Source organism: Mycobacterium asiaticum DSM 44297, assembly GCF_000613245.1.
Taxonomy (GTDB): domain Bacteria; phylum Actinomycetota; class Actinomycetes; order Mycobacteriales; family Mycobacteriaceae; genus Mycobacterium; species Mycobacterium asiaticum.
Genome location: NZ_HG964937.1, coordinates 1268152 through 1281722, shown reverse-complemented (window position 1 = coordinate 1281722; position 13571 = coordinate 1268152). Strand labels below are relative to the sequence as shown.

19 protein-coding genes are annotated in these 13571 nt (G+C 65.4%); 5 read left to right on the top strand and 14 right to left on the bottom strand.

Going from position 1 to position 13571, the window contains the following annotated elements; all coding sequences use genetic code 11:
- The first annotated feature begins 36 nt into the window (after positions 1-36).
- A complete protein-coding gene (locus tag BN972_RS16315; protein WP_036359791.1) occupies positions 37-1839 on the top strand; it encodes a thiamine pyrophosphate-requiring protein in 1803 nt (600 codons plus the stop codon).
- Between the two features lie 144 nt (positions 1840-1983).
- Positions 1984-2217 carry a microaggregate-binding protein 1 gene (mbp1, locus tag BN972_RS16310; RefSeq protein ID WP_036359787.1) on the top strand — a complete coding sequence of 78 codons (234 nt, stop codon included), beginning with the start codon at positions 1984-1986 and terminating at the stop codon, positions 2215-2217.
- Positions 2218-2317: 100 nt separating this feature from the next.
- Here mbp1 and BN972_RS16305 read toward each other — a convergent pair whose 3' ends face one another.
- From BN972_RS16305 to BN972_RS16280, 6 genes are read right to left on the bottom strand one after another with little or no spacing between them, the layout of a single operon-like run.
- Positions 2318-3010, bottom strand: coding sequence for an HAD family hydrolase (locus tag BN972_RS16305; protein ID WP_036359784.1), 693 nt, complete (start codon positions 3008-3010; stop codon positions 2318-2320).
- 4 nt (positions 3011-3014) lie between these two features.
- A complete protein-coding gene (locus tag BN972_RS16300; protein WP_235192478.1) occupies positions 3015-3395 on the bottom strand; it encodes a hypothetical protein in 381 nt (126 codons plus the stop codon).
- Between the two features lie 21 nt (positions 3396-3416).
- Positions 3417-4097 (bottom strand): UdgX family uracil-DNA binding protein, encoded by a 681-nt coding sequence (locus BN972_RS16295; RefSeq protein ID WP_036359781.1) that lies wholly within the window; start codon positions 4095-4097, stop codon positions 3417-3419.
- The gene (locus BN972_RS16290) at positions 4081-4494 is read right to left on the bottom strand and encodes a ChaB family protein (RefSeq protein WP_036359777.1); all 414 of its coding nucleotides are present in this window, start codon (positions 4492-4494) and stop codon (positions 4081-4083) included. Before BN972_RS16290 ends, BN972_RS16295 begins: the two co-directional genes overlap by 17 nt.
- A gap of 12 nt (positions 4495-4506) precedes the next feature.
- Positions 4507-5043: a DUF1360 domain-containing protein gene (locus BN972_RS16285; RefSeq protein ID WP_036359774.1), complete on the bottom strand. Its 537-nt coding sequence runs from the start codon at positions 5041-5043 to the stop codon at positions 4507-4509.
- A 2-nt stretch (positions 5044-5045) separates the two neighbouring features.
- Positions 5046-5675 carry a flavodoxin family protein gene (locus BN972_RS16280; RefSeq protein ID WP_036359772.1) on the bottom strand — a complete coding sequence of 210 codons (630 nt, stop codon included), beginning with the start codon at positions 5673-5675 and terminating at the stop codon, positions 5046-5048.
- A 50-nt stretch (positions 5676-5725) separates the two neighbouring features.
- Between BN972_RS16280 and BN972_RS16275 the strand changes: the two genes are divergently transcribed.
- Positions 5726-7186: an aminotransferase class I/II-fold pyridoxal phosphate-dependent enzyme gene (locus tag BN972_RS16275; protein WP_036359769.1), complete on the top strand. Its 1461-nt coding sequence runs from the start codon at positions 5726-5728 to the stop codon at positions 7184-7186.
- 7 nt (positions 7187-7193) lie between these two features.
- Here BN972_RS16275 and BN972_RS16270 read toward each other — a convergent pair whose 3' ends face one another.
- On the bottom strand, positions 7194-7544 hold the full coding sequence (locus BN972_RS16270) for a MerR family transcriptional regulator (RefSeq protein ID WP_036361069.1): 351 nt from the start codon (positions 7542-7544) through the stop codon (positions 7194-7196).
- Positions 7545-7687: 143 nt separating this feature from the next.
- On the opposite strand from BN972_RS16270, the gene BN972_RS16265 reads away from it, so the two are divergent.
- Together BN972_RS16265 and BN972_RS16260 are read left to right on the top strand one after the other, a co-directional pair.
- Positions 7688-8149 (top strand): Hsp20/alpha crystallin family protein, encoded by a 462-nt coding sequence (locus BN972_RS16265; protein ID WP_036361067.1) that lies wholly within the window; start codon positions 7688-7690, stop codon positions 8147-8149.
- A gap of 94 nt (positions 8150-8243) precedes the next feature.
- Positions 8244-8960 carry a PAS and ANTAR domain-containing protein gene (locus BN972_RS16260; protein WP_036359767.1) on the top strand — a complete coding sequence of 239 codons (717 nt, stop codon included), beginning with the start codon at positions 8244-8246 and terminating at the stop codon, positions 8958-8960.
- Here the strand turns inward: BN972_RS16260 and BN972_RS16255 are convergent.
- The 7 genes from BN972_RS16255 to BN972_RS16225 all read right to left on the bottom strand — a co-directional run bounded on the left by BN972_RS16255 (position 8957) and on the right by BN972_RS16225 (position 13568).
- A complete protein-coding gene (locus BN972_RS16255; RefSeq protein WP_036359764.1) occupies positions 8957-9145 on the bottom strand; it encodes a hypothetical protein in 189 nt (62 codons plus the stop codon). The genes BN972_RS16260 and BN972_RS16255 overlap by 4 nt on opposite strands.
- Positions 9146-9174: 29 nt before the next feature.
- Entirely contained in the window at positions 9175-10080 is a 906-nt protein-coding gene (locus BN972_RS16250) for a universal stress protein (protein WP_036359761.1), read from the bottom strand.
- A 12-nt stretch (positions 10081-10092) separates the two neighbouring features.
- On the bottom strand, positions 10093-10461 hold the full coding sequence (fdxA, locus tag BN972_RS16245; protein WP_036359758.1) for a ferredoxin: 369 nt from the start codon (positions 10459-10461) through the stop codon (positions 10093-10095).
- A gap of 94 nt (positions 10462-10555) precedes the next feature.
- Entirely contained in the window at positions 10556-11437 is an 882-nt protein-coding gene (locus BN972_RS16240) for a universal stress protein (protein WP_036359755.1), read from the bottom strand.
- 171 nt (positions 11438-11608) lie between these two features.
- Positions 11609-11878, bottom strand: coding sequence for a hypothetical protein (locus BN972_RS16235; RefSeq protein WP_036359752.1), 270 nt, complete (start codon positions 11876-11878; stop codon positions 11609-11611).
- Positions 11875-12492, bottom strand: a complete 618-nt coding sequence (locus BN972_RS16230; protein WP_051545515.1) for an RNA polymerase sigma factor — start codon at positions 12490-12492, stop codon at positions 11875-11877. Before BN972_RS16230 ends, BN972_RS16235 begins: the two co-directional genes overlap by 4 nt.
- The gene (locus BN972_RS16225; protein WP_036359749.1) at positions 12489-13568 is read right to left on the bottom strand and encodes an acyl-CoA dehydrogenase family protein; all 1080 of its coding nucleotides are present in this window, start codon (positions 13566-13568) and stop codon (positions 12489-12491) included. Before BN972_RS16225 ends, BN972_RS16230 begins: the two co-directional genes overlap by 4 nt.
- Positions 13569-13571 lie beyond the last annotated feature (3 nt).

Sequence of the window (13571 nt, the reverse complement as noted above, 5' to 3'; positions counted from 1 at the left end):
TAACCGCGACCGATAAGCGAAACCCGGAGGGTGGCTATGACGACGACTGTCGGTGATTTTCTGCTGCAACGACTGCGCGATTGGGGGGTGGCCAGGGTCTTCGCGTACCCGGGCGATGGGATAAACGGCCTGCTCGCGGCGTGGGGACGCGCAGGAAACGAGCCCACGTTCATCCAGGCGCGGCACGAGGAGATGGCCGCCTTTGAAGCGGTCGGCTACGCCAAGTTCAGCGGTGAGCTGGGTGTCTGCGCGGCCACCTCCGGCCCCGGCGCGATCCACCTGCTCAACGGGCTCTATGACGCCAAGCTGGACCGGGTGCCGGTGGTGGCGATCGTCGGCCAGACCGAACGCACCGCGATGGGCGGCTCCTATCAGCAGGAGGTCGACTTGATGAGCTTGTACAAGGACGTGGCCAGCGACTACGTCCAGATGGTCACCGTGCCCGAGCAACTGCCCAACGTGCTCGATCGCGCCATCCGCACCGCGTTGACCAGGCGGGCGCCGACTGCGGTGATCATCCCCGCAGACGTGCAAGAGCTCGAATACCAGGCGCCGGCGCACAAATTCAAGATGGTGCCGTCCAGCCTGGGCTTCGAGCAGCCCGTGGTCGAACCCTCTCGTGCGGGACTGCAGCAGGCCGCCGACGTGCTCAATGCGGGCGAGCGCGTCGCGATGCTGATCGGATGCGGGGCACGCGGCGCCGTCGCCGAGGTCAGCGAGCTCGCCGACGTGCTGGGCGCCGGGGTCGCCAAGGCGCTACTCGGCAAGGATGTCCTCTCCGACGAATTGCTCTGGGTGACAGGCTCGATCGGGCTGCTTGGAACGCGTCCCAGCTACGAGATGATGCGTGACTGCGACACGCTGCTGACGATCGGATCGAGTTTTCCGTACTCGCAGTTCCTGCCGCCGTACGGCGGTGCGCGCGGCGTGCAGATCGACATCGACCCCACGCTGATCGGGATGCGTTACCCGAACGAGGTGAACCTGGTCGGCGACGCCGCCGCGACCGCCCGCGCGCTTCTGCCGCTGCTGCAACGCAAATCCGACCGGTCGTGGCGAGAGACCATCGAGCGCAACGTGACCCGCTGGTGGGAGACAATGGCGATGGAGGCCGACGTCTCCGCCGACCCGATCAACCCGATGCGGTTGTTCGCCGACCTGTCGCCTCAGCTGCCCGACGACGCGATCGTCACGGCGGATTCCGGCTCCGCCGCGAATTGGTATGCGCGACAACTGAAATTCCGCGGCAACATGCGTGGGTCACTGTCCGGGACGCTCGCCACGATGGGTCCCGCGGTTCCGTACGCCATCGGCGCGAAGTTCGCCCACCCGGACCGCCCGGCGATTGCCTTCGCCGGTGACGGGGCAATGCAGATGAACGGGCTGGCCGAGCTGATCACCATTGCGCATTACTGGAAGCAGTGGACCGACCCGCGTCTGGTTGTCGCCGTCCTGCACAACAACGATCTGAACCAAGTGACCTGGGAGATGCGCGCCATGGGTGGCGCACCGAAATTCGCTGCCTCCCAGACTCTTCCGGAGGTCGACTATGCCGCCTTCGCCGCCAGCCTGGGGCTGGGCCACGCCACGCTGCGTGATCCCGACCTGATCGCACCGGCGTGGGAGCGTGCGCTGCACGCGGATCGTCCAACGGTGCTCGACGTGTACTGCGACCCGAATGTGCCGCCGGTGCCGCCGCACGCGACCTTCGAGCAGATGAAGAGCGCCGCAAGCGCCGTCGTGCGGGGCGACGAGAATGCGCTCGGCATCCTCAAAGAAGGCGTGAAGATCAAAGCCCAGGAGTTCCTGCCCCATCGGGGTACCAGCCGACGCCAGTGACCCAACCCACAGGTTTGAGCGTCAGGCGCTTCGGAAACCCTGTTGTCGCGGGGAAGACGTACGGAACGTACAAACCCTGTTGGCTGAGCGCGGACGGAAAGCGCACGGTCGCCATGTAGGTGATTACGCACGCAGGAGGAATTCATGGCCGACAAGAGTGGACCCCAGGAAGGCGTCGAGGGCGTCGTCGAGGGCGTTAAGGGCAAGGCTAAGGAAGTTATCGGCGCCGTGACGGGCCGCGATGACGTCAAGCGCGAGGGCCAGGCCCAGCAGGACAAGGCCGACGCGCAGCGCGACGCCGCCAAGAAGGAAGCGGAAGCCGAGTCGGCTCGCGGTGGCGCCGAAGCCGCCGAGGAGCGCCAGAAGGCCAACCAGTAGCTTTCAGTAGCTTTCAAAGAAAGTGGCCCAGTCCGTAACGGACTGGGCCACTTTCTTGTCGTGTTTCGTGTCTTGTCAAACCACTGTCATCGAGCCACTGTCATCGACCCGAATCGCGGACCAGCCGACCGATCGCCGAATCGTCCAGGTGCTGCAGCAAGTCGCGGGCGTTCTCGAAAACCTCGATCGCCCCGGCATTTCCGAGTTCGTCCCGTGATACGCCGCCACTGAGCACTCCGATGCACGGTAACTCCGCTCGGACGCATGCCTCGGCGTCCCAGATGGCATCGCCCAAAAAGACCGCGCGCTCGGCGGAAACCTCGGCGCGGTCCAGTGCGACCTGGATGATGTCCGGCTTCGGCTTCGCGGTGTCCACGTCGTCCGCGGACGTAATAGCGGCGACCAGATCGTCGCTGTCGAGCGTCTCGCGCAACAATTTCAGCTCGTCCTCGGGTGCCGACGTGGCGAAGACGACTTTGAGCCCGAGTTCGGCGACGCGCTGTAGCAGCTCCCGCGCACCCGGAAGCGGCTGCAACAGGTTGGCCGTCTCCTTGTAGTACTGAGAATGCAGGTCTTTGAGGCGCTTCTGCTGGTCCTCGGGAGCGTCGTCGGACAACGCTTTCACCAAGGTGGACCCGTCCATCCCGATCGATCGATGGATGCGCCACGCCTCGACTTCGATGCCTACCTCGGCGAACGCGTGCTGCCAGGCGTCGATGTGCAAATAATTCGAGTCGACCAGGGTGCCGTCGATGTCGAAGAGCACCGCGGCATCGATGTTGTTGCCGGCCAACGGATCAGAAGAGGATAGCGACGGCGGCGAAGTCGGCCAGCAGCAATGCCAGACCGATCAGCGGGACGATGAATCCGCGGCGGCGGAACGCGGTGAAGAAAGACGCGATGATGGTCAAACCGGCGATCACCGGGGCGCCATACAACAGCACGCCATACACCAAGCCGCTCGGGCCCAGTTCGGGGCACTGCGCACCACTGCACGCAGCGAAGCTCATGGCCGCGCCGACGGCGAAAATCGCGATGATCACTGCCGCGGGAATCGTCAGCAGCGCCAAAACCCAGTTCACGACCGCTCTGCGGCCGCGACCGTGATCGTGGGTGTCAGAGGGCTGAGCGGTCTGGTCAGGCACCGCCCGGGTGACTTCATGGCTGTGCAGGCTCATCAGTTTTGACTACCCATGTGGTCAGGACCGAAACATGGCCGGCAGCGCGCCGGCCGCGTTGCGCAGATCTGCGACGAACGCTTCGTAGTTCTCCTGCCGGCGGTCACTTTGATCCCGCAGCAGTGACGAGGGATGTACCGTCGCCATGACCAAGGGCTCCGGCTCAACCTCGAGGTCCAGCGCGGCCGGTAGCCGTAGCCGCTCACCCCGGTGCGCGGTGACACGAAACGTGCTGCCCAACAGCGATTGTGCAGCCGTCGCACCGAGACACACGATGACTTGCGGCCGCAGCGCCTGTATTTCGGCGATCAGCCAGGGCTGGCAGGCGACGACTTCGATACGGCCCGGCTTCTGGTGAATGCGCCGCTTGCCCTGCCTTTTGAACTTGAAGTGCTTGACGGCGTTGGTCTGATACGTCAGCGCTGGGTCCAGATCGGCGTCCGCCAATGCGCGCACCAGAAGCCGGCCGGCCGGGCCGACGAACGGCTGACCCTCTTGGTCTTCACGGTCGCCGGGCTGCTCGCCCACCAGCATTACCGGCGCCTCGGCCTTGCCGTGGCCGAACACGGTTTGGGTGGCATCCTGATACAGGGTGCAACCCTGGCACGCGCCGGCCGCGTGCTCCAGCGAGCTTAGCCCGCGGTCCTCTGGCAGGTAGCGCTGTGCTCCCGGAACGTCTTTCTTCTCAACGCCTTTGGGCACGGCGATTTTGCTTCTTTATCGCTTCGACGAGTTCGGACTTCGTCATCGTGGAGCGGCCGCGCACGTCCAGCCGCCGGGCGACCTCCAGTAGATGCTTCTTGCTGGCGTTTGCGTTGACGCCCTCCTCGGATGGCACCGGGTTGTTCAGGCCACCGCCCTCGGCCCGCTTGTCCGAGGGGCCCTTCTCTTCCTTGGCTTCCCAGTGGTCGCCGACCTTCTCAAAGCTGTGTTTGACGGCGGCGTAGGCAACCCGGTGTGCCCGCTCTTCGCTGCCGTACTGCTCGGCGGCCGCGTCATGCGCCTTGGCGAAGGTGCGCTGTGCCTTGGCGCTGGATTTCTTTAGCGTGCTGGGCAATTCGTCTTTCTTCGCCGCACCGCTCTTCGTCGTCTTCGGCATGACACCACCACCTCAATGTTCGGACGCTTGCTGCGCCATGGCATAGGCGAGCTGCAGGAAGTCGGCACCGGTGAGCACGGTGAAGGTGCCCGCGACCAGGCGAGTGAACCTGGGCGCGAAGACCAGCCCGATCACAAATCCGGTCGCCACCCACACATCCAGGCAGAACGGACAGGTCAACAACTCACCCAGGCTGTGCCGAATTGCGCTGTCCTGTCGGGGTTCTTCCTGCACCTCAGCCGGCCCGCCGGTGCCTTTGTACCTGGTGAACGGTGCGCGCAGCGGGCTGGTCACCGAATCCTTGCTCAAGGTCCGGGAGAGTTTGTGCGTGCCCAGTGTCAGCATCACGAGGTCTTGCAGATTCCAACGATTCGGCAACCTGCGGCCGGTCACCGCCGCGAGCACGGTCGTCACCACCACCAACAGCGAGTAAACACCGAGCACCACAACGTATCCGGCCAATGGCCGGCCATTCTCGCCGCGATACTCGTCGGCTTCCTGCTGCGCCCGATCGGCCACGTCGTCCCTCACCTCTGCTAGCTCACTCATGATCACGACTCGTACGGCGGGTAGTTGAGCGTCTTGAGTGTCCTGGCCAGGTGGGCGGCATTGCGAGCCGCGGTCGCCGTCGTAGCGGCGATCTGTTCGGGCACCTCGTCCAGATCGTCGTAGTTGGTGGATTGCATGGCCTCCCCGTTCCAGTACGTACAGCCCTGCGCCGGGATGCTGAAGCCGATGTCGTTGAGCCCTTGGAATACGTCGGCCACCACCTTGTGAGCGCCGTCCTCGTTGCCCACCACGCTCACGATCCCGACCTTGCCGACCATTACCGGAATGCCGTCGTCGTCGGTGTTGGACAGTTCGGCATCCAAGCGCTCCAGGACGCGCTGGGTGACGCTGGACGGGTGCCCCAGCCATATCGGCGTGCTGATCAGCAGGATGTCGGCATCGAGCACCTTGCGCCGGATGATCGGCCATTGGTCGCCGGAGCCCATGTCGTCCTCGACGCCGGGTTTGATGTCATAGTCCACGCACCGGATGTGCTCACACTCGACGCCGTGTTTGGCCAGTTCAGCGGCTACATGTTGGGCCATCAGGGCGCTGCTGGACTCCGCGGAGCCGCCTTTGAGGCTGCAGACCAGGGCGATCGCGCGCAGCGGAACGTCGGGCTGATCGACCATAGCGGGTTCATACCCGGCTTATGGCTTCGTAAACGGGGTAGCCCCTTGTCATGGACCAGTCGCAGGCGCCGCTACTGAACGCATTGCAGGACTACCACCACAGCGACCGGTACGGCTTCACACCTCCGGGTCACCGGCAGGGCGCCGGTGCCGACCCGCGGGTCCTGGCCGTGCTGGGCTCAGAACCGTTCCGCAACGACGTGCTAGCCAGCAATGGCCTGGATGACCGCATGTCCCGGGGCAAGTTCCTGTCCCGCGCCGAGGACTTGATGGCCGATGCCGTCGGTGCCGACGCCGCGTTCTTCTCCACCTGCGGCAGTTCGCTGTCGGTCAAGGCGGCGATGCTGGCGGTGGCCGGCGGCAACCCCGGCGGGCTGCTCGTCACTCGCGACAGTCACAAGTCGATAGTCGCCGGGCTGATCTTTTCCGGGGTGCAGCCCCGGTGGATCACACCGCAATGGGATGTGGAGCGGCACTTCTCCCATCCGCCCTCCCCCGAGCAGGTCGAAAAAGCGTGGCAGCATCACCCGGACGCCGCCGGCGCCCTCATCGTCAGTCCCAGCCCTTACGGCACCTGCGCGGACATCGGGGCGATCGCCGACATCTGCCACAAGCGCAACAAGCCGTTGATCGTCGACGAGGCTTGGGGCGCGCACCTGCCGTTTCACGAGGACCTACCGACCTGGGCGATGAACGCCGGGGCGGACGTCTGCGTGGTGAGCGTGCACAAGATGGGTGCCGGATTCGAGCAGGGGTCGGTGTTCCATCTGCAGGGCGATCTGGTGGATCCGGACCGGCTCTCGGCGTGCGCGGACCTGCTGATGACGACGAGTCCGAACGTGATGGTCTACGCCGCACTCGATGGCTGGCGACGGCAGATGGTCGAGCATGGGCACGAACTACTCACCGCCGAACTCGATCTCGCGACGTATCTTCGGGAGCGACTCACGGAGATTCCCGACCTGCGGGTCCTCGAAGACGAACTGCTGGGCGAGGAAGCGTCCTGCGACCTGGACACGACCCAGGTGTTGATGGACCTCTCCGCCACCGGAACATCGGGCTATCAGGCGGCGGACTGGCTGCGGGAGCACTGCCAACTCGACCTCGGCATGAGCGATCACCGGCGGATCCTGGCCACCATGTCCTTCGCCGACAACAAGCAGACGGCCGACCGGTTGGTGAGCGCAATGACGATGTGGCGCAAGGCCGCCGAAGATTTCGACCGGCCGCCGCAGATACGCCTGCCGTCACCGGCGGAGCTGCAGCTGGAAAGCGTTGCGCTGCCCCGAGATGCGTTCTTCGGGCCGACGGAGATGGTTCCGGCGGACAAGGCGGCCGGACGCATCGCCGCCGAGCAGATCACCCCGTATCCGCCGGGCATCCCGGCCGTCGTCCCCGGCGAACGCCTCAACGACGCGGTGATCGACTATCTGCGGTCCGGCGTGGACGCGGGCATGAACCTGCCGGACCCCGCCGACCCCACCGCGCACCAGTTCCGCGTGGTGGCCTGACCGTGCTTCAGCCGTTGTTCCCGTTCTTTGCGGCGTCGCGCAGGCTCCGGTTGGTGGATCGCAGATTGCTGTTGGCAGCGGACAATTCGGCGTTGTGGTCTTCGAGGCTGAGGATGCGCGCGATCCCGGCCAGATTCACGCCTTCCTCGACCAGGGCGCTGATCCGCTGTAACCGGGCCAGGTCATTGGCGCTGTAACGCCGAGTGCCACCGTCGCTGCGCGCCGGCGACAGCAATCCATGCCGTTCGTAGAGACGGAGCGTCTGCACGGCGACACCGGACAGCTCGGCCGCTACCGAGATCCCGTAGACGCCGTGATCCGACGGCGGAGCGCCGGAGTTGTCAAGACGATCGGTCAATGCCACGCCCCCTCTTGGTGTTACAGAAAACCTGTTTATCACACCTTGCGATGTTCTGTCGATAGTGCTATAAGAAATCTATGTCGTAAGACACAGATTCAGTTTCCACCAACGACAGCACATTGGAGGAAGAGGTGACGGCCATGCTGATGCGTACCGACCCGTTCCGTAACCTGGACCGTTTCGCCGAGCAAGTACTGGGAACCGCCGCCCGACCGGCAGTCATGCCAATGGACGCGTGGCGCGAAGGTGAGAAGTTCGTGGTCGAGTTCGATCTGCCCGGCATCGACGCCGACTCGCTGGACCTCGACATCGAGCGCAATGTGGTGACCGTGCGCGCCGAGCGCCCCTCGGTCGACCCCAACCGCGAGATGCTGGCCAACGAGCGGCCCCGCGGTGTCTTCAGCCGCCAGCTGGTGCTCGGAGAGAACCTCGACACCGAACGAATCGAGGCCTCCTACCGGGAAGGCGTGCTGAGCTTGCACATCCCGGTGGCCGAGAAGGCCAAGCCGCGCAAGATCACCGTCGAACGAAGCGGCACCAACGGCTCCACCCACAAAGCGATCAACGAGAACGAGGCCCGACGGGAGGTGATAAACGCCTGATCAGCGACTCGAGAGGCAGCGGCCGCGGCGGCTTGCGGCCGCTGAACTCTCATTTCACGCTCATTTGACGGAGGTTCTCTCCAGGAGGTAGGCGATGGCCTGGGATCTTGACGGCCAGTCCGCCGCCGTCGAACAGGCTTTGGCCGGCGGTGCCCCGCAAGGTGTGGGCTGGTTTCGATTCCACTTCGCCGACCAGCGGTGGGAATGGTCTGAGCAAGTGCAACGCATGCACGGGTACAAACCCGGGAGCGTCACCCCCACAACCGAATTGGTGCTCTCCCACAAGCATCCCGACGACCGGGGCCAGGTTGCGGCCACCATCGACGAGATCTTGCACACTCATAAGGCCTTCAGCACCCGTCATCGCATCATCGACACCAAAGGCAAGGTGCACCACGTCGTGGTCGTCGGTGACCGGCTCTGCGACGATCGCGGTGCCGTGATCGGCACGCAAGGCTTTTACGTCGACGTATCACCGATTTCCGAACAGGTGCATCAGGAACAGGTCACCGAGAAGCTCGCAGAAATCGCTGCGAACCGTGCAGGCATCGAGCAAGCCAAGGGCATGCTGATGCTGGTCTACGGGATCGACGCCGATGCCGCGTTCAACGTGCTGAAATGGCTGTCCCAGGAAGCCAACGTCAAGCTGCGTCCACTGGCCGAGCAGATCGTCGAGGACTTCCGCGGGGTGCGTGGCGCAATCACGACTCAGTCCGAATTCGACCAAGTGCTGTTGACCGCGCACAGCCGAGTCGGCAGAGTCGGCCGAGTCGGCGGCAGGGACGGCCGCCGCGTGAACGGCGACCGCTAGCTCGACGTGCCCTCGCTGTTGTCGAAGAACGACCATTCGCCGTCGTGATTGACCTCCATCCGCCAACCCAACTCGGCGTTGTCGGCGGCAGAGTCGACAAACCACGCATGGGCATCGTCGGCGCTTTCGATTTCCTTGGTGGCGACCACATTGCCTTTGGGGTCGATAACTCTGTACTCAGCCATACCACCCAGGTTTCCCAGGACGGCGGTTTTCAATCTTGGGACGCCCGCGCGACGATCACCGGCATGCGGGCCGAATGCACGACCGCGTTGCTCACTGAACCCAGCAGCACGCTGGAGAGTGCCCCACGCCCGTGGCTGCCGACGACGACCAACTGAGCCGACTCCGAACGCGCCACCAGCTGGCGCGCGGGCCGATCGCAGACCACGACGCGTCGCACCGTGACGTCGGGATAGCGTTCCTGCCAGCCCGCCAGCCGCTCGGCCAGACTCATTTCGGCTTCGGTCTTCACGTTGTCCCAGTTCAGGCCGGGAAGTTCGACCAGCTCGAGGTCGCTCCAAGCGTGCAGCGCGATCAGCTCGACCCCGCGACGCGAGGCCTCGTCGAAGGCGACCGCTGTCGCCAACTCCGAAGCCGGCGAACCATCGATGCCCAGCAGCACCGGCGCCCGCAGTGGCTCCGGCATCAGCGGGTCCTCGTCGTGGATTACCGCGACGGGGCAACCGGCGTGCCGGACCACGCTGGAGCTGACCGATCCGAGCAACAGCCGCGCCACGGCGCCGCGCCCGGACGACCCCACTACCAAAAGCTGTGCTTCCTTTGACATTTCGACGATGGTGGATACCGGAGTGGCATAGACCAGTTCGCTGTGGATGGTGAGTCTCCGGTCGCTCAGGGCCGCCTCCCGGGCGATTTTGACCGACTCGGTGAGGACCTTGCGGCCCTGATCTTCCTGCCACAGGGCCCAGGTGTCGGGGTACGGCATCGGCGGCCAGGTCGCCACATCGGTGTTCACCACGTGGACCAGGGTCAGCGGGAGGTTCCGCAGCTCGGCGGACCGCGTCGCCCACACCACGGCGGCGTTGGATGCGGGAGAGCCGTCAACCCCGACGAGAACACCGAGACTTTTCGCGTTTACTGATGCGGTGGCACTCATTTCGCGTTCCTCCTAGCCGTTTTCGGGGCGGTGTTTAGAGCTTTGGTTGGCCGGCATCGCGGCGACCATGGAGGTGTCGACGCCGATTCGGCCGACGATGGAGGCACCGCCGGGTGTCCCCAGCGGTGCGTCCCGGCCGGGCAGTACCTGCTCGAAGAAGGCGGCATTGTCGGCGAGGTGCACGAGTTCTTGCTCGGGCAGGTCGCCTTCCCAGTAGATGGCCTCGACCCGGCACGCAAGTTTGCAGGCACCGCAGTCGACGCACTCGTCGGGGTTGATGTACATGCTGCGGGCGCCCTCGTAGATGCAGTCCACCGGGCACTCCTGCATGCAGGATTTCTCTACTACGTCAACGCATTCCTTGCCGATCACATAGGTCATGAGTCTCATGATCGGAGATGCGGGGCACCGATCGCGCCGGTCGAAAGCCCTTACCGGAAAGGACCAAAGGCCTTTTTCGACGGAGGTCTGTTCTTCAGGAGCGGACCACGACCACCGGAATCTTCGCCGAGTGCACCACAACGGAACTGACCGATCCCAGCAGCATGGCGTCGAATCCTCCGCGGCCACGGCTGCCCACGACCACCAGCTGGGCCCGTTCGGCGGCGTCCAGCAGCCACTTTGCCGGCGTATCGCAGACCAGCGAGCGCTGCACATGGACGTCCGGGTAGCGCTCCTGCCAGCCCGCCAGGCGCTCGGCGAGCACTTCCTGGCCTTCGCTTTCACGGTCATGCCAATCCATGCCGAGCACCGGGAACACCCCGACATCGCTCCAGGCGTGCAGAGCGACCAAATCGACGCCCCGGCGGGAGGCCTCGTCGAAGGCGAACGCGGTGGCGGCTTCCGACAGCGGTGATCCGTCGATACCCACCAGGACGGGAGCGGCGGGATCGGGCTCGGCACCGTCAGCCGAATGGATCACTGCCACCGGACAATTCGCGTGCTGAGCCAGTGACGAGCTCACCGAGCCCAGCAACATCCGCCCCAGCGCACCCAGCCCCTGGCTGCCCACGACGACCATCTGGGCCTCTGCCGACGCCTCGATCAGGATAGACACCGCGTTGGCGTAGACGGTCTCGTCATGCACCGGCGTCGTGTCGGAACCTCCCAGCGCGGTGGCCGCTGCCTCGCGGGCCTGGGCGATGACCCGCTCCGCGTTGTCTTTCTGCCAGTCGGGCATCTCCTCGTAGAGCCTGCCCACCGGCCAGCCGACCACCACCGGGGTGACCGCGTGCAGAAGGTTCAGCGGCACGTGGCGTAGGGCGGCTTCCCGGGCCGCCCACGCGACCGCCCTCGCCGATTCCGCGGACCCGTCGACGCCGACCAGGACCCCGTACTTCGTCGCTTCACCTGACATGCAGCGATCCTACGAGACCCGGATGTTCTGGGGTCAGGGCCGTTGGACCCTAATCTCCGGGCGGGGCATGTGGCGTTTTGCCCGACTTGTAGCGACAATGTCGTTGTACCGCAGGGAAAGTGGCCCAAGCCCGGAAATCCGGCCACCAGAATTCAGGCGCTGCCGCCGGAACTAGGCGCCACCACCCGTCTGCAGGCCCTGCAGTGTCTCCAGGACGCCCGCGACGGTGGCGCCGGTCAACCTGTCCCGGTCGCCGATGTAATTGAGCAGGACTTTCAGGTCCAGCATCTGCTGCAGGTAAACCAGGCACGGCGGGCAGTCTGCGAGGTGCTTGTCGACGATCGCACCCCACTGTTGCGGGTCGGACTGGACCAGATCGTCGACCAGTTGGACGAACTCGACGCAGTCGATCGCCGGAACGGTGTTGTCGGAGACGGTCACTGTCGATACCGCCTTTCCAGTTCGTTTCGAAGGTTTCCGCGCGCGCGATACAGCAGTGCCCGCTGCGCATCGGCGGACAATTCCAGGATCTCGGCGGCCTCTTCAGACGACGTCCCGACCAGATCCCGCAGGATGATCAACTGACGCTGGCGCACCGGCAGCTTCTCCACCGCAGCGCGCACGTATTCCACCAATTCCCTTGCCACGGTTTGGTCTTCGGGTAGGAAGCGGCGAGACGGTGGCACGCTCCAGTGACCGGCGTCGGGATGGCCGGGCGGATGCATCCGCCCGGCCAGCGGGTCGACATCCTCGGTGGCCAGCACCTCGTGGCGGCGGATCCGCACCTCGCGTCGCCGGTGCCGGGACGCGGTGTGCTTGACGATCCCAAACAGCCAGGTGGCCACCGAGGAGCGTCCCTCGAACGTCTCGGCGGACTTGAGGACCTGCAGCCACGCCTCCTGTACGGCCTCCTCCGCCACCGTCGGGGAGCTCACGATGGTGCGGGCGAACTTGACCATCGGCAGGTGGAAGTCGCGCACCAGGCTGGCCAGCGGAATTCCACCGACCGAATGCTCGGGTTCCAAGCCCTCGAGCGGCGCCACCGCCGGAGTCACTCTTGCGACGCCCGCCCCAGTTCCCAACGCAATTGGGCTTCCGACGGCGACTGCACCGGGATGAACGCGGCCTCGCGGTAGCGCCGGCTGGCTGGAGTTTTGCTCGCGTAGCCCTTCCCGCCGGCGGTGCGAATCTCGAGATCCGCGCTGGCGCCGGCGATTTCGGCCGCGCCGAGGCGCAGGGACAGCAGGTCCTTCTTGCCGGGCGGTCGTTGTCCCCCGACCGAGCGGGCGGCGCTGGCCAGCGTGGTTTCCACCGCCGCCAGCCGACGGGCCACCGCCTCGAGCTCATCGGCGAATACCGCGTTCACACCCGTTAGCCCGCTTCTGGCGTGCTGCACCGCGGTTTGAGCCAGGCCGACGCACATCGCCGACTGCAGCACCAGGAAGGTGGGCCGGACCGCGCCGAGGAACTGCTCGAATTCCGTGGTCAGCACTTGCTCGTCGGGGACGAACGCGTCCTGCAGGTTCAGGAACGACGACGCGGTGCTGTCCATGGCGAGCAGCTTGAAGTGGTCACCGACCTTGACCCCGGGAGTGCCCAGCGGCAGCGCGAGGATGACCTGCTGCCCGTCGTCGGTGCGTGCCGCGGTGACCAGCAACGAGTCGTGGTGCAGGTTGCTGGCCCACCGGATCGGCCCGCTGACCTGGTAGCCGCCGTCCACCCGGGTGGCGGCGAGTTCCAGTTCGCCGCAACCGGCCAGCTCCTTGAAGGCCGCCGCCATCCCGGTAACGCCCAACGACGTGCCGGCTAGCAGCGGCTGGGCGGCGGCCAAGCTGAATTCGGTCGCCGCGGTCAGCAGATACTCGATCGTCATCCGGTTGGCCCATATCGAGAACCCAGTGCTCATGCAATCCCCGGAGATCAACCGGATCACCTCGGCCATCGCTGGGAGCCCGCCGTCGCGGTTGGCGGGCGCTCCCAGGCCGAGCAGACCGGCCTCGCCCAGGTTGGCAAAGCTGCGTCGGGTGGTGTTCTCGCCGCGGTCCAGCGCACCGGCGTGCGCGCGGATGTCGGCCAGCAAATCCGAATCGACGAGGCTCACCGCGGCGTCGATCGTCGTGGTTGGGGTCACCGT